This is a genomic window from Achromobacter sp. ACM02 (genome assembly GCF_014851605.1).
Lineage (GTDB): Bacteria > Pseudomonadota > Gammaproteobacteria > Burkholderiales > Burkholderiaceae_B > Achromobacter > Achromobacter aegrifaciens.
This window is the reverse complement of sequence record NZ_JACUZY010000011.1, coordinates 192,499-215,620: the sequence shown is the minus strand read 5'-3', so window position 1 is coordinate 215,620 and position 23,122 is coordinate 192,499. Positions and strand designations below refer to the sequence as shown.

General features: G+C 63.6%; 24 protein-coding genes and 1 other RNA gene. 10 read left to right on the top strand and 15 right to left on the bottom strand.

What is annotated here, in order from left to right; genetic code table 11:
- A partial coding sequence (locus IB258_RS30450) for a hypothetical protein (protein ID WP_225590537.1) occupies window positions 1-252 on the top strand: 252 nt, incomplete at its 5' end.
- Between the two features lie 453 nt (window positions 253-705).
- Here the strand turns inward: IB258_RS30450 and IB258_RS28155 are convergent.
- Window positions 706-1,182, bottom strand: coding sequence for an Lrp/AsnC family transcriptional regulator (locus IB258_RS28155; RefSeq protein WP_054458545.1), 477 nt, complete (start codon window positions 1,180-1,182; stop codon window positions 706-708).
- Window positions 1,183-1,338: 156 nt separating this feature from the next.
- Here IB258_RS28155 and hppD point away from each other — a divergent pair, with 156 nt between their 5' ends.
- The gene (gene hppD / locus IB258_RS28150) at window positions 1,339-2,451 is read left to right on the top strand and encodes a 4-hydroxyphenylpyruvate dioxygenase (RefSeq protein WP_054458542.1); all 1,113 of its coding nucleotides are present in this window, start codon (window positions 1,339-1,341) and stop codon (window positions 2,449-2,451) included.
- Between the two features lie 82 nt (window positions 2,452-2,533).
- Here the strand turns inward: hppD and msrA are convergent, their stop codons facing one another.
- From msrA to ilvD, 3 genes are all read right to left on the bottom strand, one after another.
- On the bottom strand, window positions 2,534-3,088 hold the full coding sequence (gene msrA, locus IB258_RS28145) for a peptide-methionine (S)-S-oxide reductase MsrA (protein WP_054458540.1): 555 nt from the start codon (window positions 3,086-3,088) through the stop codon (window positions 2,534-2,536).
- Between the two features lie 79 nt (window positions 3,089-3,167).
- Complete coding sequence (locus IB258_RS28140) at window positions 3,168-3,503, bottom strand: c-type cytochrome (protein WP_192353492.1); 336 nt, start codon at window positions 3,501-3,503, stop codon at window positions 3,168-3,170.
- On the bottom strand, window positions 3,487-5,172 hold the full coding sequence (ilvD, locus tag IB258_RS28135; protein ID WP_192353491.1) for a dihydroxy-acid dehydratase: 1,686 nt from the start codon (window positions 5,170-5,172) through the stop codon (window positions 3,487-3,489). The genes IB258_RS28140 and ilvD overlap by 17 nt, the downstream gene beginning before the upstream one ends.
- 127 nt (window positions 5,173-5,299) lie before the next feature.
- On the opposite strand from ilvD, the gene lgt reads away from it, so the two are divergent.
- Window positions 5,300-6,088: a prolipoprotein diacylglyceryl transferase gene (gene lgt, locus IB258_RS28130; RefSeq protein WP_192353490.1), complete on the top strand. Its 789-nt coding sequence runs from the start codon at window positions 5,300-5,302 to the stop codon at window positions 6,086-6,088.
- Here the strand turns inward: lgt and IB258_RS28125 are convergent.
- From IB258_RS28125 to IB258_RS28110, 4 genes are all read right to left on the bottom strand, one after another.
- Window positions 6,063-6,821 carry an SIMPL domain-containing protein gene (locus IB258_RS28125; RefSeq protein ID WP_054458533.1) on the bottom strand — a complete coding sequence of 253 codons (759 nt, stop codon included), beginning with the start codon at window positions 6,819-6,821 and terminating at the stop codon, window positions 6,063-6,065. The genes lgt and IB258_RS28125 overlap by 26 nt on opposite strands.
- Window positions 6,822-6,901: 80 nt before the next feature.
- Window positions 6,902-7,086, bottom strand: a non-coding RNA gene (gene ssrS, locus IB258_RS28120) — 6S RNA.
- Window positions 7,087-7,119: 33 nt separating this feature from the next.
- The gene (locus tag IB258_RS28115; protein ID WP_006388757.1) at window positions 7,120-7,431 is read right to left on the bottom strand and encodes a cell division protein ZapA; all 312 of its coding nucleotides are present in this window, start codon (window positions 7,429-7,431) and stop codon (window positions 7,120-7,122) included.
- Window positions 7,431-7,877 carry a hypothetical protein gene (locus IB258_RS28110; RefSeq protein ID WP_054458532.1) on the bottom strand — a complete coding sequence of 149 codons (447 nt, stop codon included), beginning with the start codon at window positions 7,875-7,877 and terminating at the stop codon, window positions 7,431-7,433. Before IB258_RS28110 ends, IB258_RS28115 begins: the two co-directional genes overlap by 1 nt.
- Before the next feature lie 424 nt (window positions 7,878-8,301).
- Here IB258_RS28110 and IB258_RS28105 point away from each other — a divergent pair, with 424 nt between their 5' ends.
- From IB258_RS28105 to IB258_RS28090, 4 genes are all read left to right on the top strand, one after another.
- On the top strand, window positions 8,302-8,766 hold the full coding sequence (locus IB258_RS28105; RefSeq protein WP_054458530.1) for a tripartite tricarboxylate transporter TctB family protein: 465 nt from the start codon (window positions 8,302-8,304) through the stop codon (window positions 8,764-8,766).
- Window positions 8,767-8,779: 13 nt separating this feature from the next.
- Entirely contained in the window at window positions 8,780-10,285 is a 1,506-nt protein-coding gene (locus IB258_RS28100) for a tripartite tricarboxylate transporter permease (protein WP_054458528.1), read from the top strand.
- A gap of 187 nt (window positions 10,286-10,472) precedes the next feature.
- Entirely contained in the window at window positions 10,473-12,077 is a 1,605-nt protein-coding gene (locus tag IB258_RS28095) for a gamma-glutamyltransferase family protein (protein ID WP_175161287.1), read from the top strand.
- A 74-nt stretch (window positions 12,078-12,151) separates the two neighbouring features.
- Entirely contained in the window at window positions 12,152-13,057 is a 906-nt protein-coding gene (locus IB258_RS28090) for an NAD(P)-dependent oxidoreductase (RefSeq protein ID WP_119449440.1), read from the top strand.
- A gap of 66 nt (window positions 13,058-13,123) precedes the next feature.
- Here IB258_RS28090 and IB258_RS28085 read toward each other — a convergent pair whose 3' ends face one another.
- Entirely contained in the window at window positions 13,124-13,753 is a 630-nt protein-coding gene (locus IB258_RS28085; RefSeq protein WP_192353489.1) for an FMN-dependent NADH-azoreductase, read from the bottom strand.
- Window positions 13,754-13,905: 152 nt separating this feature from the next.
- Between IB258_RS28085 and IB258_RS28080 the strand changes: the two genes are divergently transcribed.
- Window positions 13,906-14,841 carry a LysR family transcriptional regulator gene (locus IB258_RS28080; RefSeq protein ID WP_054458519.1) on the top strand — a complete coding sequence of 312 codons (936 nt, stop codon included), beginning with the start codon at window positions 13,906-13,908 and terminating at the stop codon, window positions 14,839-14,841.
- Here the strand turns inward: IB258_RS28080 and IB258_RS28075 are convergent.
- The 6 genes from IB258_RS28075 to IB258_RS28050 all read right to left on the bottom strand — a co-directional run bounded on the left by IB258_RS28075 (window position 14,835) and on the right by IB258_RS28050 (window position 20,853).
- The gene (locus IB258_RS28075) at window positions 14,835-15,764 is read right to left on the bottom strand and encodes a glyoxylate/hydroxypyruvate reductase A (RefSeq protein ID WP_119449438.1); all 930 of its coding nucleotides are present in this window, start codon (window positions 15,762-15,764) and stop codon (window positions 14,835-14,837) included. The genes IB258_RS28080 and IB258_RS28075 overlap by 7 nt on opposite strands.
- 108 nt (window positions 15,765-15,872) lie before the next feature.
- Window positions 15,873-17,402 (bottom strand): tripartite tricarboxylate transporter permease, encoded by a 1,530-nt coding sequence (locus tag IB258_RS28070; RefSeq protein WP_042796392.1) that lies wholly within the window; start codon window positions 17,400-17,402, stop codon window positions 15,873-15,875.
- A 6-nt stretch (window positions 17,403-17,408) separates the two neighbouring features.
- Entirely contained in the window at window positions 17,409-17,837 is a 429-nt protein-coding gene (locus IB258_RS28065; protein ID WP_054458558.1) for a tripartite tricarboxylate transporter TctB family protein, read from the bottom strand.
- 243 nt (window positions 17,838-18,080) lie between these two features.
- Window positions 18,081-19,583, bottom strand: a complete 1,503-nt coding sequence (locus tag IB258_RS28060) for a sensor histidine kinase (protein ID WP_119449443.1) — start codon at window positions 19,581-19,583, stop codon at window positions 18,081-18,083.
- 30 nt (window positions 19,584-19,613) lie between these two features.
- Window positions 19,614-20,300: a response regulator gene (locus IB258_RS28055; protein WP_008157866.1), complete on the bottom strand. Its 687-nt coding sequence runs from the start codon at window positions 20,298-20,300 to the stop codon at window positions 19,614-19,616.
- Window positions 20,281-20,853: an RNA pyrophosphohydrolase gene (locus tag IB258_RS28050; RefSeq protein WP_042796390.1), complete on the bottom strand. Its 573-nt coding sequence runs from the start codon at window positions 20,851-20,853 to the stop codon at window positions 20,281-20,283. The genes IB258_RS28055 and IB258_RS28050 overlap by 20 nt, the downstream gene beginning before the upstream one ends.
- 65 nt (window positions 20,854-20,918) lie before the next feature.
- Here IB258_RS28050 and IB258_RS28045 point away from each other — a divergent pair, with 65 nt between their 5' ends.
- A complete protein-coding gene (locus IB258_RS28045; protein WP_054458515.1) occupies window positions 20,919-22,646 on the top strand; it encodes a proline--tRNA ligase in 1,728 nt (575 codons plus the stop codon).
- A 53-nt stretch (window positions 22,647-22,699) separates the two neighbouring features.
- Window positions 22,700-23,122, top strand: a complete 423-nt coding sequence (gene ybgC, locus IB258_RS28040) for a tol-pal system-associated acyl-CoA thioesterase (RefSeq protein WP_054458513.1) — start codon at window positions 22,700-22,702, stop codon at window positions 23,120-23,122.

Below are 23,122 nucleotides of genomic sequence, written 5' to 3'. Positions count from 1 at the left end.
CCTGCTCGCTTCGCTACGCCGCTTTCGCTGGCGCCGCGTTGTTTGCAGCAGAGAAACGAGATTATGAAGAAGTTTTTTTCGCTTGTCAAGTCGGCGTCACATACTGCGTTTCGCTTTCTTGCTTGCGACCTCTTCAGGTCTGCCTCTCTTAGCAGCTATCGAAATATCAGGGTTAACCCTAAGTTTTCGGCAACTGCCAAGCCCAAGACTATAACACGATTTTTGCAGATTGTGCAACTGGCTTTTGCCTAATTTGCACCTTATCTAGCAACCCCATCGCCGCCGCTTTCGCTTTGAATCTGAGATCGGTTACCGCCTGGATGGTCAGCAATATAAGGGTAAACCCTTAACAATCATCACCAGCCAAGCCCAAGACTATAGCACGATTTTTGCAGATTACGCAACTGGCTTCTGCCTAATTTGCTGCAACCCTTGCAATAACCGCTGTCAACATCGCTGCTGACCTGGCGGCAGGCCGGCTAGGTTTCCCTTAGCCAACCCGTGTGCCTGCTTGGCTTCACGCTTCAAAACTGCCCGAATCGCGAAGGAGCGAGACTATAGCACGGAATTTTGGCGGGACTACGAAGGTGACACCCTTTTTTTAAAAGATGCATCCTTTACGGGGACGCACCATTCGCCCTGGACACCCCACGACAAACGTCTGAGGGCGGTACCTATATATAGAGAGGGGCTGAAAAGCCATAGCTAGAGCCTGAGCTCTGTGGTTTCCTTGATCTGCTGTAGGGCGAAGAATGAACGCATGTCCACCACTGCAGGGTGGCGCATGAGCGTATCCATGGCGAACCGGGAGAAATGCGCCAGGTCGGCGACCTGTATACGCAACAGGTAGTCCATGTCTCCGGACATGGCATAGCACTCCACGACCTCCGGCCATAGTTGCACGTCGCGTGCGAAGTCGCTCATGGGAGCATGACTGGATCCGCTGTGCTTGTTCAGACGGATGTTTACGTAGGCGAGCAGCCCCAGGCCGACCTTCTTCGCGTCGATCAGGGCGACGTACTTCTTGATGAAGCCCTTCTCTTCCAGTCTGCGGACCCGCCGCAGGCAGGGACTGGGCGACAGCGACACACGATCGGCCAGCTCCTGGTTGCTGAGGCGGCCGTCGCGCTGCAATTCGGCCAGAATCCGTATATCTGTCCTATCCAGCTCAATGTCAGACATTTTCAGCCCTTAATATTTTCTATCCGGCAATATTATTGCTCAACCTACTGGCTTTCGCGACATGTTTGCAATTGTCTGCCCGTCGTTCCTTCCTACAATCTCCGTCTAGACTTGAAGAACAAGTCGTCCTTAAAAACGATGCAAGGGAGCAGACTTATGAGCAGCGCTTTCCAACCCTGGGACAACCCGATGGGCACCGCCGGGTTCGAATTCATTGAATATGCCGCGCCGGACCCCGCCGCGCTGCGCAAGGTGTTCGAACTGCTGGGCTTCAAGGCCATCGCCAAGCACCGCCACAAGGACGTGACCCTGTACCGCCAGGGCGGCGTCAACTTCCTGATCAACGCAGAACCGGATTCCTTCGCCCAGCGTTTCGCGCGCCTGCACGGCCCGTCGATCTGTGCGATCGGCTTTCGTGTGCAAGATGCCAACGCCGCCTACAAGCGCGCGCTGGAACTGGGCGCGTGGGGCTTCGATTCGCACAGCGGCCCGATGGAATTGAACATTCCAGCGATCAAGGGAATCGGCGATTCGCTGATCTACCTGGTGGACCGCTGGGCTGGCAAGGACGGCCATGGCGGTATTGGCGACATCAGCATCTATGACGTGGACTTCGTTCCCGTGGATCCGCAAAACGCCCAGGCCGACCTGAATCACCGCGGCGCCGGCTTGACGCTGGTGGACCACCTGACGCACAACGTGCACAAGGGCCGCATGGCCGAGTGGGCAGAGTTCTACGAACGCCTCTTCAATTTCCGCGAAGTGCGCTACTTCGACATCGAGGGCAAGGTGACGGGCGTGAAGTCCAAAGCCATGACCTCGCCTTGCGGCAACATCCGCATTCCGATCAACGAGGAAGGCACGGAAGAAAAAGGCCAAATCCAGGAATACCTGGACCTGTACCGTGGCGAAGGCATCCAGCACATCGCCATGGCCACGGAAGATATCTACGCCACCATCGAAGCGCTGCGCCAGAACGGCGTAGTGTTCCTGGACACGCCGGAAACCTACTACGAGCTGCTGGACCGGCGTCTGCCGAACCACGGCGAAGACGTAGCGCGCCTGCAAAAGAACCGCATCCTGTTGGACGGCGCCCCCGGCGGCGGCCTGCTGCTGCAGATCTTCACCGAAAACCAGATCGGCCCGATCTTCTTCGAGATCATCCAGCGCAAGGGCAACGATGGCTTCGGCGAAGGTAACTTCAAGGCCCTGTTCGAGTCGATCGAACTGGACCAGATGCGCCGCGGCGTGGTGAAGACCGTCGAATAAAGTCTTCCCCCGCCAGCGCCCGGTGCTCGGGCATCGGCGCTGGCTTTGAAACCTCACCTTGTGGTGAGGTTTTTTTTGCCTGCTACTTTTGCAGCCGCTCCTGGAACTGCTTGCGGAACTTGGCGACCTTGGGCGCGATCACGAATTGGCAATAGCCTTGCTCGGGATGCAGGGCGAAGTAGTTGCTGTGGTAGTCCTCGGCCTGCCAGAACTTGGCGGGCGGCAGCACGTGCGTCACGATGGGCGCATCGTAGATCTGCTGTGCATTGACCTCGGCGATGACGGCTTGGGCCTGCTCGCGCTGCCCCTCGTTCTGCCAGAAGATGGCGGATTCGTATTGCGGACCGACGTCATTGCCCTGGCGGCCCGGTGTGGTGGGGTCGTGGGTCGCGAAGAATACGCGCAGCAAGTCACTGTAGGACAGTTCAGCGGGATCGAACTCGATGCGGGCCACTTCGATGTGGCCCGTGGCCTTGCCGCAGACCTGCTCGTAGCTGGGATTGTCCACATGCCCGCCGCTATAACCGGGCAGCACGCTCTTGACCCCGCGCAGCTCGGTGAACACCGCTTCAACGCACCAGAAGCAGCCGCCGCCAAGTACCGCGACCTCATTGCCCGGAGAGGGTTGTTCTGCCATGACGATTCCTTCCTGATAAAGGGCCGCGGAATACGGCCTGGCGTCCCGGCTTTCGTGCGCGGAACGCGAGAGAATAAGACTACTGCTTGGGCGGAGCCAGCGACAAGATCCATTCGGCGAGCGCGCGGGCGTCGTCCGGGCTGACCTGAGTCTGCGCGGGCATGGGCACGGCACCCCAGGCGCCGCGACCGCCGCCGCGGACCTTGCCTGCCAGGTAATCGACCATGGCGTCGCCCTGCCCCGCATAGCGTTCAGCCACGCTCTTGAGCGGCGGGCCGACACGCTTGGCTTCGACCTGGTGGCAGGCCATACAGGCCTTGTTCTTGGCCAGATCCAACCCGGTGGTTTGCGCTTGCGCCGCCCCCGCGCCCAGGACGCAGGCGGCGGCCAACAACAGACTACTCTTCAAATGCATCGGTAACTGCCCCACGGCTCGCGGTGCTGGCGAGCTTGCCGAATTTGGCAAGCACACCGCGTGTATAACGCGGCCGGGGCTGAACCCAGGCCTGGCGACGAGCCGCCATTTCTTCGTCGCTGATATTGAGCTGCAATAGCAGCTTGTGGGCATCGATGGTAACCGAATCGCCCTCGCGGATCAGCGCGATGGGGCCGCCCACGAAAGCCTCAGGCGCGACATGGCCCACGACCATCCCCCAGGTGCCACCGGAAAAACGGCCGTCGGTGATGAGACCCACCGTTTCGCCCAGTCCCTGGCCGACCAGCGCGGAGGTCGGCGCAAGCATCTCACGCATGCCGGGACCGCCCTTCGGCCCTTCGTAGCGGATGACCACCACGTCGCCATCGCGGATCTCGCGCGCCATGATGGCGGTCATGGCGTCATCCTCGGAATCGAAGACGCGCGCCGGGCCCGTGATGACGGGATTCTTCAAGCCAGTGATCTTGGCGACACAGCCTTCGGGAGAGAGATTGCCTTTCAGGATGGCAAGATGGCCGTGCGGGTACAGCGCGCGATCCAGCGGCATGATGACATCCTGGTCCGCCCTGGGAGCGTCGGGCACATCAGCCAGGGTCTCGGCGATGGTCTTGCCGGTGATGGTGATGCAGTCGCCGTGCAACAGGCCGGCGTTGAGCAGCAGCTTCATGACCTGCGGAATGCCGCCGGCGCGATGCAGGTCGGTGGCGACATATTTGCCGGACGGTTTCAGGTCGCACAGGACAGGCACGCGCTTGCGGATGCGTTCAAAGTCGTCGATGGTCCACGGCACTTCCGCCGCATGCGCGATTGCCAGGAAATGCAGCACAGCATTGGTGGAGCCGCCCGTGGCCATGATGACGGACACCGCGTTTTCGATGGATTCGCGCGTGATGATGTCGCGCGGGCGCAAACCCTTCCTGACCGCCTCGACAAGTACGCGCGCAGACTCCGCGGCGGAAGTGACCTTTTCTTCGTCCTCGTTGGCCATGGTGCTCGAGTACGGCAGGCTCATGCCCATGGCTTCGAACGCGGAGCTCATGGTGTTGGCGGTGTACATGCCGCCACAGGACCCGGAGCCGGGAATCGCGCACTTTTCTATCTGCTTGAAATCTTCTTCGGGCATGCGGCCCATGGTGTATTCGCCCACGGCCTCGAAGACGGATACGATGGTGAGATCGTTGCCCTTGTAGTGGCCGGGCTTGATGGTGCCGCCATAGACGTAGATGCCGGGCACGTTGGTGCGCGCCAGTGCAATCATGCCGCCAGGCATGTTCTTGTCGCACCCGCCTATCACCACCACGCCGTCCATCCACTGACCTTGCGCCGCGGTCTCGATGCAGTCGGCGATGACCTCGCGGGAGACCAGCGAGTACTTCATGCCCTCGGTGCCCATGGACATGCCGTCTGAAATGGTGGGCGTGCCGAATACCTGGGGATTGGCCCGTGACGCGCGGATCGCATCGATGGCCGCATCGGCCAGGCGCTGCAGGCCGCTATTGCATGGCGTGATCGTCGAATGGCCGTTGGCCACGCCGATCATGGGATTTTCGAAGTCGGCTTCCTGATAGCCCAGCGCGTAATACATGGCGCGATTGGGCGCGCGCGCGACACCGTGGGTGATGTGGCGGGAACGATCGTTGTGCGGCATGGTCTGTCTCCTGTCGGCCGCCGGGGCTCGGACATGGCAACCGCCCCGGGGGGAACTGGCTCGCTTGCGCGCGAATCTTCAATGTTCGCCGGTTATTATCATTCAACTTTATTGTGTCGGGCAGAACATGCTGCAATATCCCCAATTTGACCCCGTCGCCCTGCAGATCGGGCCGCTTGCCATCCACTGGTACGGACTGATGTACCTGGTGGGCTTCGCCATGGTGTACCTGCTGGGACGCCGCCGCATCACCTCCGGCCACACCACGTCACTGAACGTGAAGGATCTGGAAGACCTGATCTTCTATAGCGTGCTGGGCGTGGTGCTGGGCGGACGGCTGGGTTATGTGCTGTTCTACAAGCCCTCTTACTACCTGTCCCATCCGCTGGAAGTGCTGTACCTGTGGCAGGGCGGCATGTCGTTCCATGGCGGGCTGATCGGCGTAATCGTGGTGATGCTGCTGTTCGCACGCAAGAAGAAGCTGCCATTCTTCGCGGTCAGCGATTTCATCGCGCCGCTGATTCCGCTGGGGCTGGGCTTTGGCCGCCTGGGCAACTTCATCAATGGCGAACTCTGGGGCCGGCCCACCGATGTGCCGTGGGCCATGGTGTTTCCGGACAGCGGCGACGGACTGGCGCGCCACCCCTCGCAACTCTATGAGCTGGGCCTGGAAGGCATCGTGCTGTTCGCGCTGCTGTGGTGGTTTTCGAGCAAGCCGCGCCCGCTGGGCCAGGTGAGCGGGCTCTTCCTGATGGGTTACGGAACGTTCCGCTTCCTGGTGGAATTCACCCGCGAGCCGGACAACTTCCTGGGCCTGCTCGCGGGCGGGTTGAGCATGGGACAGTGGCTGTCCGTGCCGATGGTCGCCCTGGGCGCCATCATGTTCAGCCTTACTGCAAAACGATCGTCCCGTTGACCGCGATGCTGACCGTGACGTTGCCCGCTTCCAGCGGGACGTCCGGGCTATAGCCGCCCGAGGCGTCCTTGGCCATGGCCGCGGCGCCCATCATGCGCGGCATCGGCACGGGGCCGCCCGAGCCGCCCAGTTCCAGCTTGGACAGGCGGTAGCCCGAGAAACCGAAGGCGTTGGCTGCGGCCAGCGCGCGGTCCTTGAAGGCTTGCGCGGCTTCCTTGAGCAGCTTGCGCTCTTCGGCCTCGCGCACTTCGCGCGACAGCAGGAAGCTGATATTCGAGATGGCGGTCTTGTCCGACAGCTTGGACGCCAACGCCGCCGCGGCTTCGAAGTCCTTGGATTCCAGGATCACTTCGCCCTGGCCGCGCCAGGAACCGATCTTGCCCTTGCTGGAAGTGTTCGGCCAGACGTTGTAGCCGCCAGTGCGCACTTCCACTCCTTTGACGTCGCGCGCACGCTTGACCACGTCGTCCAAGGCCGCGCTCAGCTTCTTGCCTGCGGCGGGCTGGTCGGGCGCCTCGACTTCGGCGGACAAGGAAATGCGGACCGTGTCCTGCTTGACTTCAGAAGACGCATTGGCCTGCAGAGTCAGTTCGGGCGCGCGGCTGGCCGACGCTTCCGTCGCGGCGGCGGGCGCCTGGGTCTGCGCATGGGCAAGCGGCGCGGCGCTCAGAGCGGCCACGGCTGCGCACGCTGCGCCGAGTTTGGTCAGCGAGAAAACAGGGTGTTTGAACATGGACTGGTCCTAGAGGGAGGACGAAGGGGAGTGGTGAGGCGCCCGAGGCGGACCTGCTCTTATGGCAGGCCCGCTGGGATAGATGCCCCGCCTGTGCCGTCAAGGCCGGCATCTCGAACCCTGAGGTTCAAGGTGGTCGCGTTCCGAAGAGCGTCGGGTTCGTCTACAGGAGACGATCACTCCAGCTCTGCACTCCCGCAACCAATATGCCATAAGACATAGGTTCAGAGAATGTATGGCCTAGTCACGAACACGGCAGGGACAAACTGAAAATACTTGAGTACTGCTATATGAACTGTCAGAGCAGCTTTTCCTGACCCGACAAGGCGTCATCGAGTACTGCGTTCATGTCCTCGATTCTACGCTTGAAGTCGCCGACCGCCAAACCGCCCAGCGGACCATCGGGCGCTTTCATGGCGAGCAGCTCGCCCGCGACTTGCAGCGCGGCCATCACGGCGATGCGTTCATTGCTGGAGACCTTGCCCGTGCCCTGGATGCGCAGCATCAGTTGGTCCACGTGGCGCACGGCGGCCAGCAGCGTCGGCTTCTCTTCGGCGGAACACGCCAAAGAATAGTCGCGCCCCAGTATGGTGACATCTACGCGTTCCATCAGTGTTGCTCTCCAGACGGTGCGCCCGGCAAGCGGGCCAGCACGGCGTCAATGCGCTCGCGGGCCGATGCGGCGGCCACGCGCAAGCGCTGTAATTCGGTGTCGCGGGTCTGCAAGCTGCCTTGCAGTTCGGTTTCACGGGCGGAGAAACGCGATTCGAGAGACTGGCGCTCGGAGGTTTCGCGGGCCAGTTGCTCGCGCAGCGCGGCCTCGGCCTGCTGGGCTTGCTCGAGCATGGAGGTGACCGCGCCGTCGTGATCCTGAAGCTTGCTCTGGAGCGTGACGATTTCGGCCTCGCGCTCGGCGGCGCGCTGCTTGAGCACACGCTGCTCAGCTTCGGTTTCGTTCAGGCGTTGGCGCAACGCGTCACGCTCTGCGTGGAGTTGCCGGGTGCGTTGCACCAGTTGCCCTATGCGGGCGGCGAGTTGGTCTAGATCTTGCAGCATGGGCGCTATCGTAAACCATCCTGAGTTGAACGGGGTCTCTTCACGCAAGGTGAGAAACCCGGCAATATTCAGTAGGATTTATTCCTGCCTCATTCGAAAGCCACGCATCCGGCCGATCCTGCTTTCGTCTTTCTTTCTATAAACTTTCACTTAGCTTTCAAAAAGCCCTCAAACTTCCTGACCCGTTACAACTCGGGGTCGGGAGTTCCCGAATTCTAGGGAAAACCCCAGCCTTTCACCGACCTTACAGGGTTTGCAGCGTGGCGGGCGTCCATTACCATTCGCCCTTTCAAGAATCCCAGCCTTACCTTTCATAAGAACAAATGGCACCCTGAAGTGCCTTTTTTGTGCCTGTCACTCGCCTGTCGGCGGGATTGGCCACAGACCTTTTTATCTACATGCTGTAAACAGGAGCCAACCAATCATGCAGCTACGCAATCGACAGGACTTCTGGTCGGGGGTGATGTTCATCGCCCTTGGACTGGGATTCGCCTGGCAGGCCAGCAGCTACCAAATGGGTACTGCCGCCCGAATGGGCCCAGGGTATTTTCCTTTCTGGCTAGGCATTGTTCTGGCATTGCTGGGCGCCATCGTGCTGCTTGGCTCGATGTCCAAGAAGGCGCACGAAACCCACGTCGACAAGTTCGACTGGCGCATCGTGTTCCTGGTGGTCGGATCGGTCGTGCTCTACGGCTTCATCCTCAAGCTGCTGGGCATCTACATCTCGGTGTTCGTTCTGGTTGTCGTCAGCAGCCTGGCCAGCCATGAGTTCAGCCTGAAGGTCGCCGTTGCCAACGCGATCTTCCTGGTGGTGTTCTCGTATCTGGCATTCGTCAAGGGGCTGGGGCTGATTTTCCCGCTGTGGCCGTCGTTTCTGGGCATGAACTAAGGAGCCTTCGGCCATGGAATTGTTTGACAACCTCATGCTGGGCTTCTCGGTGGCGTTCACGCCCGAGAACCTGGCCTATGCCCTGCTGGGCTGCATCCTGGGCACGCTGATCGGCGTGCTGCCGGGCATCGGCCCTGTCCCGACCATCGCAATGCTGCTGCCGATCACGTACGTGCTGCCCCCGGTGGCCGGCCTGATCATGCTGGCAGGCATCTACTACGGCGCCCAATATGGCGGCTCCACAACGGCAATTCTCGTGGCCTTGCCAGGGGAAACGTCCGCGGTGGTGACCGTGCTGGACGGCCACCAGATGGCCCGCAACGGCCGCGCGGGCGCCGCGCTGGCAATCGCTGCGCTGGGTTCGTTCTTCGCAGGCTGCGTGGCCACGCTGCTGCTGGCCGCCTTCGCGCCCCCGCTGGCTGAAGTCGCGTTCAAGTTCGGCCCGGCCGAGTACTTCTCGCTGATGTGCCTGGGCCTGGTCGGCGCCGTGGTGCTGGCTTCGGGTTCGCTGCCGAAGGCCATCGCGATGATCCTGCTGGGTCTGCTGCTGGGCATGGTGGGCACCGACGTGAACTCGGGCGTCGCCCGCTTCGACTTCGGCATCCCCGAACTGCAAGACGGCATCGACTTCGCCATCGTGGCCATGGGCGTGTTCGGCTTCGCCGAAATCATGACCAACCTCGAGCAGAAGGAAAACCGCGTCGACATCACCGACAAGATCGGCTCGCTGTACCCCAACAAGCAGGAATTCAAGGAAGCCGCCCCCGCTGTGCTGCGCGGCACGGCTCTGGGTTCGGCCCTGGGCATCCTGCCTGGCGGTGGCGCCGTGTTGTCGTCGTTCGCCTCCTACACGCTGGAAAAGAAGATCTCGCGCAATCCGGAACGCTTCGGCAAGGGCCACCCGGCCGGCCTGGCTGGCCCGGAATCGGCGAACAACGCTGCTGCCCAGACCTCGTTCATCCCGCTGCTGACCCTGGGCATCCCGGGTAACGCCGTGATGGCGCTGATGGTCGGCGCGATGACCATCCACAACATCCAGCCCGGCCCGCAAGTCATGACGAGCCACCCGGAGCTGTTCTGGGGCCTGATCGCCTCGATGTGGATCGGCAACCTGATGCTGGTCGTGCTGAACCTGCCGCTGATCGGCCTGTGGGTCAAGCTGCTGAAGGTGCCCTACCGCATCCTGTTCCCGGCGATTCTGGTGTTCTGCACGATCGGCGTGTACTCGTTGAACTACAACACGTTCGACATCTTCACCACCGCCATCTTCGGCATCATCGGCTACGTGTGGTCCAAGCTGAAGTGCGAAGGCGCACCGCTGCTGCTGGGCCTGGTGCTGGGTCCCATGATGGAAGAGAACTTCCGTCGCGCCCTGCTGCTGTCGCGCGGCGACTTCACGACCTTCGTGACGCGTCCGCTGTCGGCTTCGCTGCTGGCCGTCGCCGTCTTCCTGGTGATCCTGGTGGCCCTGCCGGCGATCCGCAAGAAGCGCGAAGAGACCTTCGTCGAAGAAGACTAAAGCCAGCCTGCCGCCCCGCTGCGGCAGTCTCGCCCTGAAAACCCCCGGGTTCCGCCCGGGGGTTTTTCTTTGCGCGTCCGGCATCCAGTCCGATAAACGCTACGAATCAATACAACTCAATACGGGTTATGTTCAAACGCAGTTCGCGTACGGTAAGCTAGGGGTTTACCCCACGCGATGATTCGAGATGAATTTCAACTGGAACAACCCCTATCCCACCACCCGCCGCCCCGTGTTCGCACGCAACGTGGTCGCCACGTCACAACCGCTGGCCGCCCAGGCAGGCTTGCGGATCCTGGCGCAAGGCGGCAACGCTGTCGACGCGGCGATCGCCGCGGCCGCCACGCTGGCCCTGACGGAGCCGGTCAGCAACGGGCTGGGATCGGATTGTTTCGCCATCATCTGGGACGGGTCCAAGCTGCATGGACTGAATGCCTCGGGAACGGCGCCGGCAGCCTGGAACATGGATTATTTCCGGCGCAAGCACCAGGGCGCCATCCCGATGCGCGGCTGGGACAGCGTGACGGTGCCGGGCTGCGTGGCGGGCTGGGCCGCCCTGCACGAAAAGCTGGGCCGGTTGTCCTTTGCCGACGTGCTTGCACCCGCCATCGAATACGCCGAGCGCGGCTTTGCCGTGTCGCCCATCGTGCAGGAAAAGTGGGCGGCGCAAGCCGACCTCCTGCAACCGCAGCCGGGCTTCGCCGAGCATTTCCTGCCTCGCGGACGCGCGCCGCAGGTCGGCGAGCACTTCGTGCTTCAAGGCGCGGCCGCCACGCTCAAGCGCATTGCGGCCAGCGGCGGCCGGGACTTCTACGAAGGCGAGACCGCCCACAAGCTGGTGGCGCATGCCCAAGCCCACGACGCCGCGCTGACGCTGGCGGATCTGCGCGATTACGCGCCGCAGTGGGTGACGCCGATCAGCCAAAGCTACCGCGGCCACACGCTGCATCAGATTCCGCCCAACGGCCAAGGCATCGCCGCCCTGATCGCCCTGGGCATCCTGCAGAACTTCGACGTGGCGGCACGCCCGGTGGATCACCCTGCAACGCAGCACCTGCTGATCGAGGCGATGAAGCTGGCCTTTGCCGATGTCTACGCGCACGTGGCCGACTCGCAGCACATGCAGGTCACGCCCGAGCAGATGCTGGCCGCGGACTATCTGGCGCAGCGCGCGCGCCTGATCGACCCCGATGCGGCGCAGCCCCACGCCAGCGGCCACGCGCCGCGCGGCGGCACCGTCTACCTGACGGCCGCAGACAAGTGCGGCATGATGGTCAGCTTCATCCAGTCGAACTACATGGGCTTCGGCTCCGGCGTGGTGGTGCCGGGCACCGGCGTCAGCCTGCAGAACCGCGGCCATTGCTTCAGCACCGACCCTGGCCACGCCAATGCGGTGGCGGGCGGCAAGCGCCCCTTCCACACCATCATCCCCGGCTTCCTGATGCGCAATGGCGCACCCGTCATGAGTTTCGGGGTCATGGGAGGCAATATGCAGCCCCAGGGGCAGGTGCAGACGCTGGTCCGGATGCTGGACTATGGCCAGCAGCCGCAGGCCGCCTGCGACGCGCCTCGCTGGAAATGGAATCATGGACTGTCGCTGGACGCGGAGGCCGGCCTGCCCGCGGCCGTTGCCGAGGGACTGCGCGCCCGCGGCCATGTGCTCGAAAGCATGGCGGATCCCTACATGGACTTCGGATCGGGGCAGTTCATCTGGCGCCTGGGCGACCCGGCCGTGGACGGATATGTCAGCGCCAGCGACAGCCGGCGCGATGGACTCGCCGCGGGCTTTTGATTGCGTTAAGGTTAGGGCCTGTTTACAGGCGTCAACGCCTGACGGCCCCAATCACATAAAGCGGAGTCCCCTGCATGGCAACGATCGGTACCAAGAGCTACGACGCTGTCGTAGCCCAGAAAGTCACTTTCCTCGGATTGGGCGTGATGGGCCTGCCCATGGCCGGCCACCTGGCGCGCGCAGGACACGACGTCACGGTCTACAACCGCTCGCCCGCCAAGGCCCAGGCCTGGGTCGCCGAATTCGGCGGCAAGAGCGCAGCCACGCCGCGCGAAGCCGTGGCCGGCGCGCAGATCGTGTTCGCCTGCGTCGGCAATGACGATGACCTGCGCAGCGTCGTGCTGGGCCCCGACGGCGCTTTCGCCGGCATGACGCCCGGCGCGGTCTTCGTCGACCACACCACCGCATCCGCCGACGTGGCGCGCGAACTCTACGCGCAGGCCAAGGAGCTGGGCCTGAATTTCGTCGACGCGCCGGTATCCGGCGGACAGGCAGGCGCGGTCAACGGCGTGTTGACCATCATGTGCGGCGGCGAACAAGCCGTGTTCGATGCGATCAAGCCCGTGGCGCAGAGCTTCGGCCGCGCGGTCACGCTGGTGGGCCCGCCCGGAGCCGGCCAACTGGCCAAGATGGTCAACCAGATCTGCATCGCAGGCGTCGTGCAGGGCCTGTCCGAGGCGATCGCTTTCGGCCAGGCTGCCGACCTGGACATGAAGCTGGTGCTGGACGTGATCAGCAAGGGCGCGGCGCAGAGCTGGCAGATGGAAAACCGTGGCGGCACCATGGTCGACGACAAGTTCGACTTCGGCTTCGCGGTGGACTGGATGCGCAAGGATCTGGGCCTGGTGCTGGCCGAAGCCCGCCACAATGGCGCGCGCCTGCCCCTGACGGCCCTGGTGGACCAGTTCTATGGCGACGTCCAGAAGCTGGGCGGCGGCCGCTGGGATACCTCCAGCCTGATCAAGCGCCTGCGCGACTGAGCCCTGCCCTCGCGGCAAGAAAAAAGGCGAGCCGCAAGGCTCGCCTTTTGCTTTGGACGCCTGCGCTTACGCAGCCAGGCTGTCCTGCTGCGCAGCGGGCAGCAGCGCGTCGATGCGCTGCTTGGCCTGCGCCATGCCTTCCAGCGCGGCCACTTCACCCATGGCCATGCCTTCGGCGGCGATGAAGGTGACGTCGGTCATGCCCAGGAAGGCCAGCATCTGGCGCAAGTAAGGCGTCATCGTGTCCGAAGGCGTGCCTTCGGCCTTGCCGCCGCGGGCGGTCAGCACGAACACCTGCTTGCCCTTGACCAGGCCTTCCGGCACGCCTTCGGGGGCATAGCGGAAGGTGACGCCGGCGCGGGCGAGATGATCGAGATAGCTCTTGAACTGAGCGGGCATATTGAAGTTGTAGACCGGAACGGCGAACACGATGCGATCGGCATCCATCAATTCGGCTACCAGCGCGTCGCTCATCTCAACCAGGCGTTGCTGGTCCACGCTGCGGGCATCGGCCGGAGTGAACAGGGCGCCGGCGGTGTTGCCGTCGAAGTAAGGGATGGGCTGGGCGCCGATGTCGCGGACCTTGATGGCCGCGGCCGGATTAGACGCCTTGACGCGGTTGATCAGGTGATCGGCCAATTGCTTGCTGTTGGAACGATCGCCGAGAATAGAGGAAAGGATAACCAGGGTCTTCATTGCAAATTTCTCCAGTGAGGGCCCGCTCGCTGCGGGCGGTCAGGATCCGTAGGCTTTGATCAGATCCCGAGTGCATGGCGTCACTGTAGACGGGTTAATTGTTCACATAAATCCGGTTATGATGAACTATTCGTTCCAGGAATAGAACAATCATGCAAGATCTCAACGACCTCTACTACTTTTCCCAGGTAGTCGAACAGGGAGGGTTCAGCGCCGCGGCCAGGGTGCTGGACATTCCGAAATCCCGCTTGTCGCGCCGGATCTCGCACCTGGAGGAAAGCCTGGGCGTGCGCCTTCTGCAACGCACGACGCGCCGCTTGCGCCTGACCTCGGCGGGCGAACGTTATCTGCACTATTGCCGCGAAATGGCCGCATCGGCGCGCGCGGCGGACGACGCCATGCGGCAGTTGCAGGCCGAACCCACCGGCCCCGTGATCGTGAGCTGCCCCGTATCCATCGCGCAGGACGTGCTGTCGCCGCTGCTGCCCGAGTTCCTGGACGCCTGGCCCGCCGTGTCGGTGCAGTTGCTTGTGACCAACCGCCGCGTGGACCTGATCCGCGAGGGCGTGGACCTGGCGCTGCGCGTGCGCACCAAGCTGGATACCGACGCCGAACTGGTCGTGCGTCACTTCGGCACCGCGCGCGGCACACTGGTCGCCAGCCCCAGCTACCTGCAGCGCCATGGCACGCCCGACACGCCGCAGGACCTCGCCACGCACACCACACTGAGCTTCAGTGATCCGCAAAACGAAGTGCGCTGGCCCCTGCGCAACGACAAGGGCGAGGAAGTGCATGTGGAATTGAAACCGCAGCTGTCATGCAACGACTTCATCGTGCTGACCGAAGCCGCGGTGCGGGGCCGCGGCATCGCCCTGCTGCCCTCGATCGCCACGCATGAACAGCTGCGGCGCGGCCAGCTGGTGCAGGTCTTGCCGCAATGGCAGTCACCCGAGGGCATCGTGCATTGCATCTATCCGTCGCGGCGGGGCATGATGCCCGCCGTGCGCGCCCTGCTCGATTTCCTGTCGGAGCGCCTGCCCGCCATGTACCAGCGGCTGGAAAAAGCCCCGCTGCCGCCGGCTCAGTAGCCGCGCGAGCGGTCGACCACGCCGGTGATGGCTTCGCCGCGCTGCAACTGCGCGACCTTGCCTGCGATCTGGCGAATGCTCTCATCGCGCAAGGTGCGCGCCGCGATGTGCGGAGTCACGTGCACCCGCGCATCGCGCCAGAACGCGTGGTCCTTGGGCAAGGGTTCGGTGTGGAACACATCCAGCGTGGCGCCGTCGATTTCGCCTTCTTCGAGCATCTGCACCAGGTCATCCTCGACCAGGTGTTCGCCCCGGCCCACGTTGACCAGATGCGCATGGGGCAGCAACTGCGACAGCGTTTCGCGGTTGAGGATGCCAACGGTGTCCGGCGTGAGCGGCAACACGTTCACCAGGAAGCGCGTGCGGGCCAGGAACGCCGGCAAGGCGGCCGCGCCCGCAAAGGTCTCGACGCCGGGAATTTCGCGCGGCGTGCGCGACCAGCCCGCCACGGGGTAGCCGAATTCGGCCAGGGTCTGAGCGACTCTGGCGCCCACCTGCCCCAGGCCCAGCACGCCGACCGGCCAGTCCGCCTGCCGCGAGCCTTCGCGGGTATCCCAGTGCTGCCGCGCCTGCGCATGATCGAAAGCTTCGAAATCGCGCGCGACGCGCAGCAACGCGTACAGCGCGTATTCCGCCATCTGCACCGACATGCCCGCGTCTTCCAGACGGACGATGCGCACCTGCGGCGGGATCTCGGGCATCTTCAGCAAGGCGTCGACGCCCGCGCCCAGGTTGAACAGCGTGGTAAGGCCGGTCTCGTGCTTGAAGAGTTCGGCCGGCGGACGCCACACCAGAGCCGCCTGCGCGCCCGAAGGCGGGCCGTCCGGGTTCCACACGGAAATGCGGCATCCGGGCATGGCGGCTTCCAGCAGCGGAACCCAGGCGGCGGGATCATGGTGGGGACAGGCAAAGAGTATGTGCATGGTGGCTCTGTGTGCAGACTGGGGAAGCCTCAAGCATGAGGGATGCCGCCGCACAAATCAAACGGCCCGGCATGTAGCCGGGCCGCGTGCAGGCAAACGGAAAAGCGCTCAGGCCGCCTGCGGCACCTCGGGCTTGCCTTTGCCCTTGTTCTTGTTGCGGCGCAGGAAGGCCCACACCTGCAGGAGGACCAGCAAGGCGCTCGCACCGATGAACCACGCGCTGATCGGGCGCTCCACAAACACCGCCAGATCGCCGCGCGACAGCAGCAACGCCCGGCGGAAGTTCTCTTCCACCATGGGGCCGAGCACGAAGCCGAGCAGGATGGGCGCAACCGAGAATTCCAGCGTCATGAGGATGGCGCCGATCACACCAAAAGCCAGCACTTCCCAGATCTGGAAGAGACTGTTCTGGGTACTGAACACGCCCACCGCGATGAAGAACAGCGCCGACGGGAACAGATAGCGGTACGGTACCTGCAGCAGTTTCACCCACACGCCGATCAGCGGCACGTTCAGCACCATGAGCAGCACATTACCCACCCAGAAGCTGGCGATCAGGCCCCAGAAGATGTCCGGATGCTCGGTGATCAGTTGCGGGCCGGGCTGGATGCCCTGGATCAGCAGCGCGCCCAGGATCAGCGCCATCACGGCGTCGCCGGGGATGCCCAGGCTCATCGTGGGGATGAAGTCGACCTGCGTCTTGGAGTGCGAGGACGCTTCCGGCGACGCCACGCCGGCGATCATGCCGGTGCCGAATTTCTCGGGCGTCTTGGAGATCTTGCGCTCCAGCGCATAGGCCACGAAGGTGGTGATGGTAGGACCGGTGCCGGGCATGGCGCCAAACAGCGTGCCTACCGCCGTGCCGCGCACCATAGGCCAGAAGGCGGTCTTGAGCTCCTGCTTGCTGGGCCGCATGTCGCGCAGGCGCAGCTTGGCGCCGCTGCCGATGATGGTCATGCGGTTGACGCTCATGAGGAAGTCGGCAACGCCGAACAGGCCCATGGAAATCGCCACCAGCTCCAGGCCGTCGGACAGGTCCAGCAGCCCGAACGAAAAGCGGATGGTGCCGGTATTCACGTCCGTACCCACCACGCCGCACATCAGGCCGAACAAGGTCATCGCCACGCCCTTGAGCGGCGAGCCGCGCGACATGGTGGCGCCGGCCAAAAGGCCCAGCAACATGATCGAGAAGATCTCGGTGGGACCGAACTTGAACGCGACTTCGACCAGCAGCGGAGACGCGAAGATCATGACGATGATCCCCACCGACGCGGCGAAGAACGAACAGATCATCGTGATGCCGAGCGCCGTTCCGCCCTTGCCTTGTTTGGTCAGCGGATAACCGTCCAGGCAGGTGACCGCGTGCGGCGGATGCGAAGGCAGATTCAGCAGGATCGCGCCGATGGCGCCGCCGTACTGCGAACCGTAGAAGATGCCGGCCAGCATCAGGATGGCCGGCACCGGATGCATCACGTAGGTGAGCGGCAGCAGAATGGAAATGGCCGACAGCGCGCCCATGCCGGGCAGCACGCCGATGAGGTTGCCCACCAGCACGCCGAAGAACGACCACATCAGGTTATGCCACTGGAAGGCGACGCCGAAGCCGTACCAGAGGTCCATCAAGGATTGCGAAATCATGGCGCTTCAACCCCAGCGAAACAGCGGAAGCTGCAGCTGCAGCGCCCACCAGAAGACGACGACCGCGATGACGGTCATGGCGATCGAAAGCAGCAGAGCCTGCTTGATCGTGTTGTTGCGGTCGCCCAGCGCCGAAATGAAAACGATGGCGAACGTGGCAGGCAGCAAACCGCCGTAATGACCCAGCAGCAGGAAAGCCAGGATGCCCAGCAGGATGCAGGCGCCGCCGCGGAAGTCCGGCAGGCCGTGGGCATGGCCGTCGCCGGGCGCAGGCGCGGACGATTCACCCGAGCGCGCCGAGATGGCGATCAGCACGCCGGTCAGCGCCAACAGGCCGCCGAGCGCCGCGGGAAAAAAGCCCGGCCCCATGTGACTCAGGGTGCCGATGTGATAGTCGGTGCCACCGTAGATCGCCCCCAGCCCGATGAGGACCATCAGCGCTCCGCCGTAATAGTCCTTTCTATTGATTGTCTTTTGCACTTCATCCTCCTTCGTGGTGCGGCCGTGCGCCTGGCCGGGACGCACCCGCGAAACGAGCGCCATCCGGTGCCTGGCGACAGGCCCGGACGCAGATTACGGAAGGAAGCTGCTAATCCGCTTTCTGTGCGCTGTCGCGTTCCTGAATTCAGGGGTTATCCCTGAACGGAAGCCGCGCATGACTGCGGAAATGGGGAGAAGTTACTGATCGCCCTTGAGCTCGACATCGAGCGGACGAGGATATTGGGAGACCGTGGACGCCAACGGCAGCCACAGCACGGAGGCCAGGCCAACACCGCCTTGCGCGTTCGGTTCGCCGTCGCGCAGTTCGATGTCACCGTCGTTGCGGCGCGCGTAGGCGCGGGCAATCGCCAGGCCCAGGCCCGAGCCCGACGAGGCGACCGGCTTGTCCGTGCCGACCCGCTCGAAACGCGCGAAAGCGCGCTGGCGCAGTATCGGGTCCAGCCCCGGCCCGTTGTCGGAAACAGCGACCTCGGCGCGGTTGTCGTGGCAGCAGACCGACACGGTGATGCGTGCGCCCGCGGGCGCGTAATGGATGGCGTTGTGCACCAGGTTCGACAAGGCTTCGTGCAGTTCGGCCTCGTTGCCCGACACCGGCGCGGGGATTTCCTGGCCCTCTTCGGAACCCGCCTGTACCCAACCCAGGTCCTGCTGTTTTTCGTGCGCCAGCGGCAGATATTGCAGCACCACCTCGCGCGAGACGGCGTTCATGTCCAGCAGTTGCCGCGGCAACTGGTCGGCCTGGTTGGCGTGAGCCAGCGACAGCAGCTGTTCAGTCAGGCGACGTGTGCGACCCAGCTGGTCGACGATGCCGCGCAGGCCCTCCTGCGCCCGCGCCGGATCGCGTTCGCGCAGCGCATACTGCGCCTGCGTCAGCATGATGGCCAGCGGCGTGCGCAATTGATGCGACGCATCGGCCAGGAACTGCGACTGCTCGTCGAGGACGCGGCGGTAGCGGGCGATATGGTGATTGACCGCATCGACCAGCGGCGCCACTTCGCTGGGCACGCGCGAGGCGTCCAGCGGCGTCAGGTCGTCGGGGCGGCGCGCGCGGATGTCGTTACGCAGGCGGCGCAGCGGCTTCAGCGCCCACGACACGCCCCACCACACCAGCAGCGCGACCAGCGCCAGCATGCGGGTGTCGCGCAGGATTTCCTGGCGCCGGGCATTGTTCTCGGCCTCGATGCGCTTGCCTGTGCTTTCAGCCACCACGACCAGCACCTGGCGGTGCTGACCCTGGTAGTACAGGTCGCGCACGACGGCCACGACGCGCACGGGATCGTTGCGATAGACGCTGTCGTAGAAAATCGGCTGGCTGTTGGAACGCGGCCAGGTGGGCGGACGCGGCATTTCCGGCATGCCGAGCAAAGTCTTGCCGGGCTCGGTGGGCACGGCGGCGCCGTCCGGCAGCGGCGGATCGATCTCTTCGATGCGGAAATACTTGCGCAGGCCAGCGCGGGACTCGAGCATCACCTGCGCGTACAGCGGCGTAGCGACCTGCAGGTTGCCGTCAGCAGTGAATTCCAGGCTGCTTTCCAGCACCCGGGCCGGCTCGACCAGGGCGCTGTCGTAGGCTTCGTTGGTGATCTCGGCCAGCGTGCGGTAGTCGTTCACGCTGTCCACGACCAGCAGCATGATCACGCCCGGCAGCAGCAGAATGATCAGCAGCGCGCGGATGCCCACGCGCGGCAGCTCGGATAGCCGCAGCCTCACTCAGGATTCCGCGGACTCGCTGGCGACGCTTTCCAGCATGTAGCCCAGCCCGCGCACGGTGACGATGCGCACGTCGCTGCCAGCCAGCTTCTTGCGCAGCCGATGCAGCACCACCTCGATGGCGTCGGGATTGGCTTCGCTGTCGTGCGTGAAGACCTTGCCGAATAGCTGGGATTTGTCCACCGGATAGCCGCTGCGCGTGAGCAAGGCAGCCAGGGCGGCATGCTCGCGCGGGGTCAGGAACAGCAGCGAGCCGTCCAGGGTGAAGGCGCGGCTTTCGCTGTCGTAGGACAGCGAACCGCATTGCAGGCGCGGATGCTGGCGGCCGCGGCTGCGCCGGACCAGCGCCGTCAGGCGCGCTTCCAGTTCCTCGAGCGCGAAAGGCTTGGTGAGGAAATCGTCCGCGCCCAGGTTCAGGCCACGCACGCGGTCCTGCAAGGCGCCCTGGGCGGTCAGCAGGAGCACGGGGGTGCGGTCGTCGCGGTTGCGCATTTCACGCAGCACCACCAGGCCGTGCTTGTCGGGCAGGCGCAAGTCCATGACGATGGCGTCGTATTCGGTACCGGCCATGAAGGCTTCGGCGGTGCGGGCGTCGGCCGCGTGGTCCGGCACGAACCCGCTCTGGGCGAGCGCGCGCATCAACCAGGACGCCATGTCCCGTTCGTCTTCAACCAACAATATGCGCATGACCGTCCGTTCCTTCGGGCAGATTCTCTGCCGCCCGTTGCCCGTGCACCCGCTGGCGCAAGTAGCGGGTTTCGTGATGGCGCCGGAAGAGGATAGCCGACAGCTCGTTCAGCGCCTGGGTGTAGACGTCGCGCTTGAACTCGATCACGGCATCCAGGGGCACCCAATACTGGCTCCAGCGCCAGGCATCGAATTCCGGATGCTGCGTCGCGCGCAAGCACACGTCACTGTCACGTCCTACCAGGCGCAACAAGAACCAAATCTGTTTTTGTCCTTTATAGTGGCCACGCCACTCACGCCGGACGAAGTGATCGGGCACGTTATAACGTAACCAATCGCGTGTACGCCCCAAAATACGGACATGCTCGGGCTTCAAGCCCACCTCTTCATGGAGTTCGCGATACATGGCCTGCACCGGGCTTTCGCCATACTTGATGCCGCCTTGGGGGAACTGCCAGGCATGTTCCCTGATACGCTTGCCCCAAAAGACCTCGTTTCTACCGTTGACGAGAATGATGCCGACATTGGGGCGGTAGCCTTCGCGGTCAAGCATGGGCCACCCCCACCGAATTCAATACAATTACGATCGATTATACGTATCTGCAGCCACCTTTAAACATGCGCGCATCCAACTACCACATCAACACCCTCAAAGAAGCCCCTTCCGAAGCCGAAGTCGCCAGCCATCAGCTGATGACCCGGGCAGGGATGATCCGCAAGCTCGCGGGCGGCATCTACACCTACATGCCCCTGGGGCTGAAAGTCATTCGCAAGGTCGAGGCCATCGTCCGCGAAGAAATGAACGCCGCGGGTGCGATCGAGCTGCTGATGCCGGTGGTGCAGCCGGCCGAGCTCTGGCAGGAGTCGGGCCGCTGGGAGCAATACGGCGCCGAGCTGCTGCGCATCAAGGACCGGCACCAGCGCGATTTCGTGCTGCAGCCTACGTCCGAGGAAGTCATCACGGACATCGCGCGCAATGAAATCCACAGCTATCGCCAGCTGCCGGTGAACTTCTATCACATCCAGACCAAGTTCCGGGACGAGCGCCGCCCGCGCTTCGGCCTGATGCGCGGCCGCGAATTCACCATGAAGGACGCCTATTCGTTCGACCGCGACGAAGCCGGCGCGCAGGCCAGCTACGACACCATGTTCAACGCCTACATGCGGATTTTCGGCCGTCTGGGCCTGGAATTCCGCGCCGTGGCCGCTGACACGGGCTCGATCGGCGGCACCCGCAGCCACGAATTCCAGGTGATCGCCGACACCGGCGAAGACCTGCTGGTCTACAACGCCGACTCGGACTACGCCGCCAACATGGAACTGGCCGAGGCCCCGGGCCTGTACCCCACCCGCGCCGAACCCGCCCAGGCCATGGCCGAAGTGCCCACGCCGGGCGCCGCCAAGTGCGAAGACGTGGCCAAGCTGCTGGGCCTGCCGCTGGAGCGCACGATCAAGTCCATCGTGCTGGCCACCGACGGCGAGAAAGGCGCCGACATCTGGCTGCTGCTGCTGCGCGGCGACCACGAACTCAATGAAATCAAGGCCGGCAAGCTGCCCGGCCTGGCGGGCTTCCGTTTCGCCACGGAAACCGAGATCGTCGAAACCTTCGGCTGCAAGCCGGGCTACCTGGGCCCGGTCAAGACCGTCCGCCCCGTGCACGTCATTGCCGACCGCACCGTGGCCAACATGGCCGATTTCGTCTGCGGCGCGAACAAGGAAGACTTCCACATCCAAGGCGTGAACTGGGGCCGTGACCTGCCCGAGCCCGAACTGGTGGCGGACCTGCGCAACGTGGTTGCCGGCGACCCCTCGCCGGACGGCAAGGGCACCCTGTCGATCCAGCGCGGCATCGAAGTCGGCCACGTGTTCTACCTGGGCAAGAAGTACTCGGAAGCCCTCAAGGCCACCTTCCTGGACGAAACCGGCAAGCCCGCCGTCCTGGAAATGGGCTGCTACGGCATCGGCGTGACCCGCATCGTGGGCGCGGCCATCGAGCAGAACCACGACGCCCGCGGCATCATCTGGCCGCGCGCGATCGCCCCCTTCGAAGTGGTAATCTGCCCGGTCGGCTGGGGCAAAAGTGAAACCGTGCGTGACACCGCGCAAAAGCTCTATGAATCCCTGCTGGCGCGCGGCGTGGACGTCATCCTGGACGACCGCGATGCCCGCCCGGGCGTGATGTTTGCTGAATGGGAGCTGATCGGCGCGCCGCTGCGTGTAACAGTTGGAGAACGCGGGCTGAACGATGGTGTGGTGGAATTGCAGGCCCGTCGGGAAACCGAAGCGGCCAAGATTCCGGTAGAGTCCGCGCTTGAAGCCGTGCTGACGAAACTCGACACGCTGTAAACTTTATAGTAACTACGGACTTTCCGCGTCCCGACTGCCCTTTCCTATCCATCGTGACCGATCCGAAGTCCGCCGAATCCGTCCTGCAGGTCCGTGTCTATTACGAGGACACGGATGCAGGCGGAGTGGTTTTCTACGCCAACTACTTGAAATTCCTGGAGCGCGCACGCACCGAGTGGCTGCGCGACCTGGGGGTCAACCAGTCCAACCTGGCGGTCAGCGAGCAACGTCTATTCGTTGTCCGCTCCCTGGACATGTCCTACCGCAAGCCGGCCAGGCTGGACGATTTACTGACGATACGCAGCCGGGTTACACGACTGGGCCGCGCTTCGATACACTTCGCGCAACGCGCGGAACGCGACGGGGAACTGCTTGCCGAAGGCAACATCCAAGTCTGCTGCGTCGATGCCGTTCACATGCGGCCGGCGGAGTTGCCGGCTGACGTTCGCGCCAAACTGGAATTCATTCAGGAATAA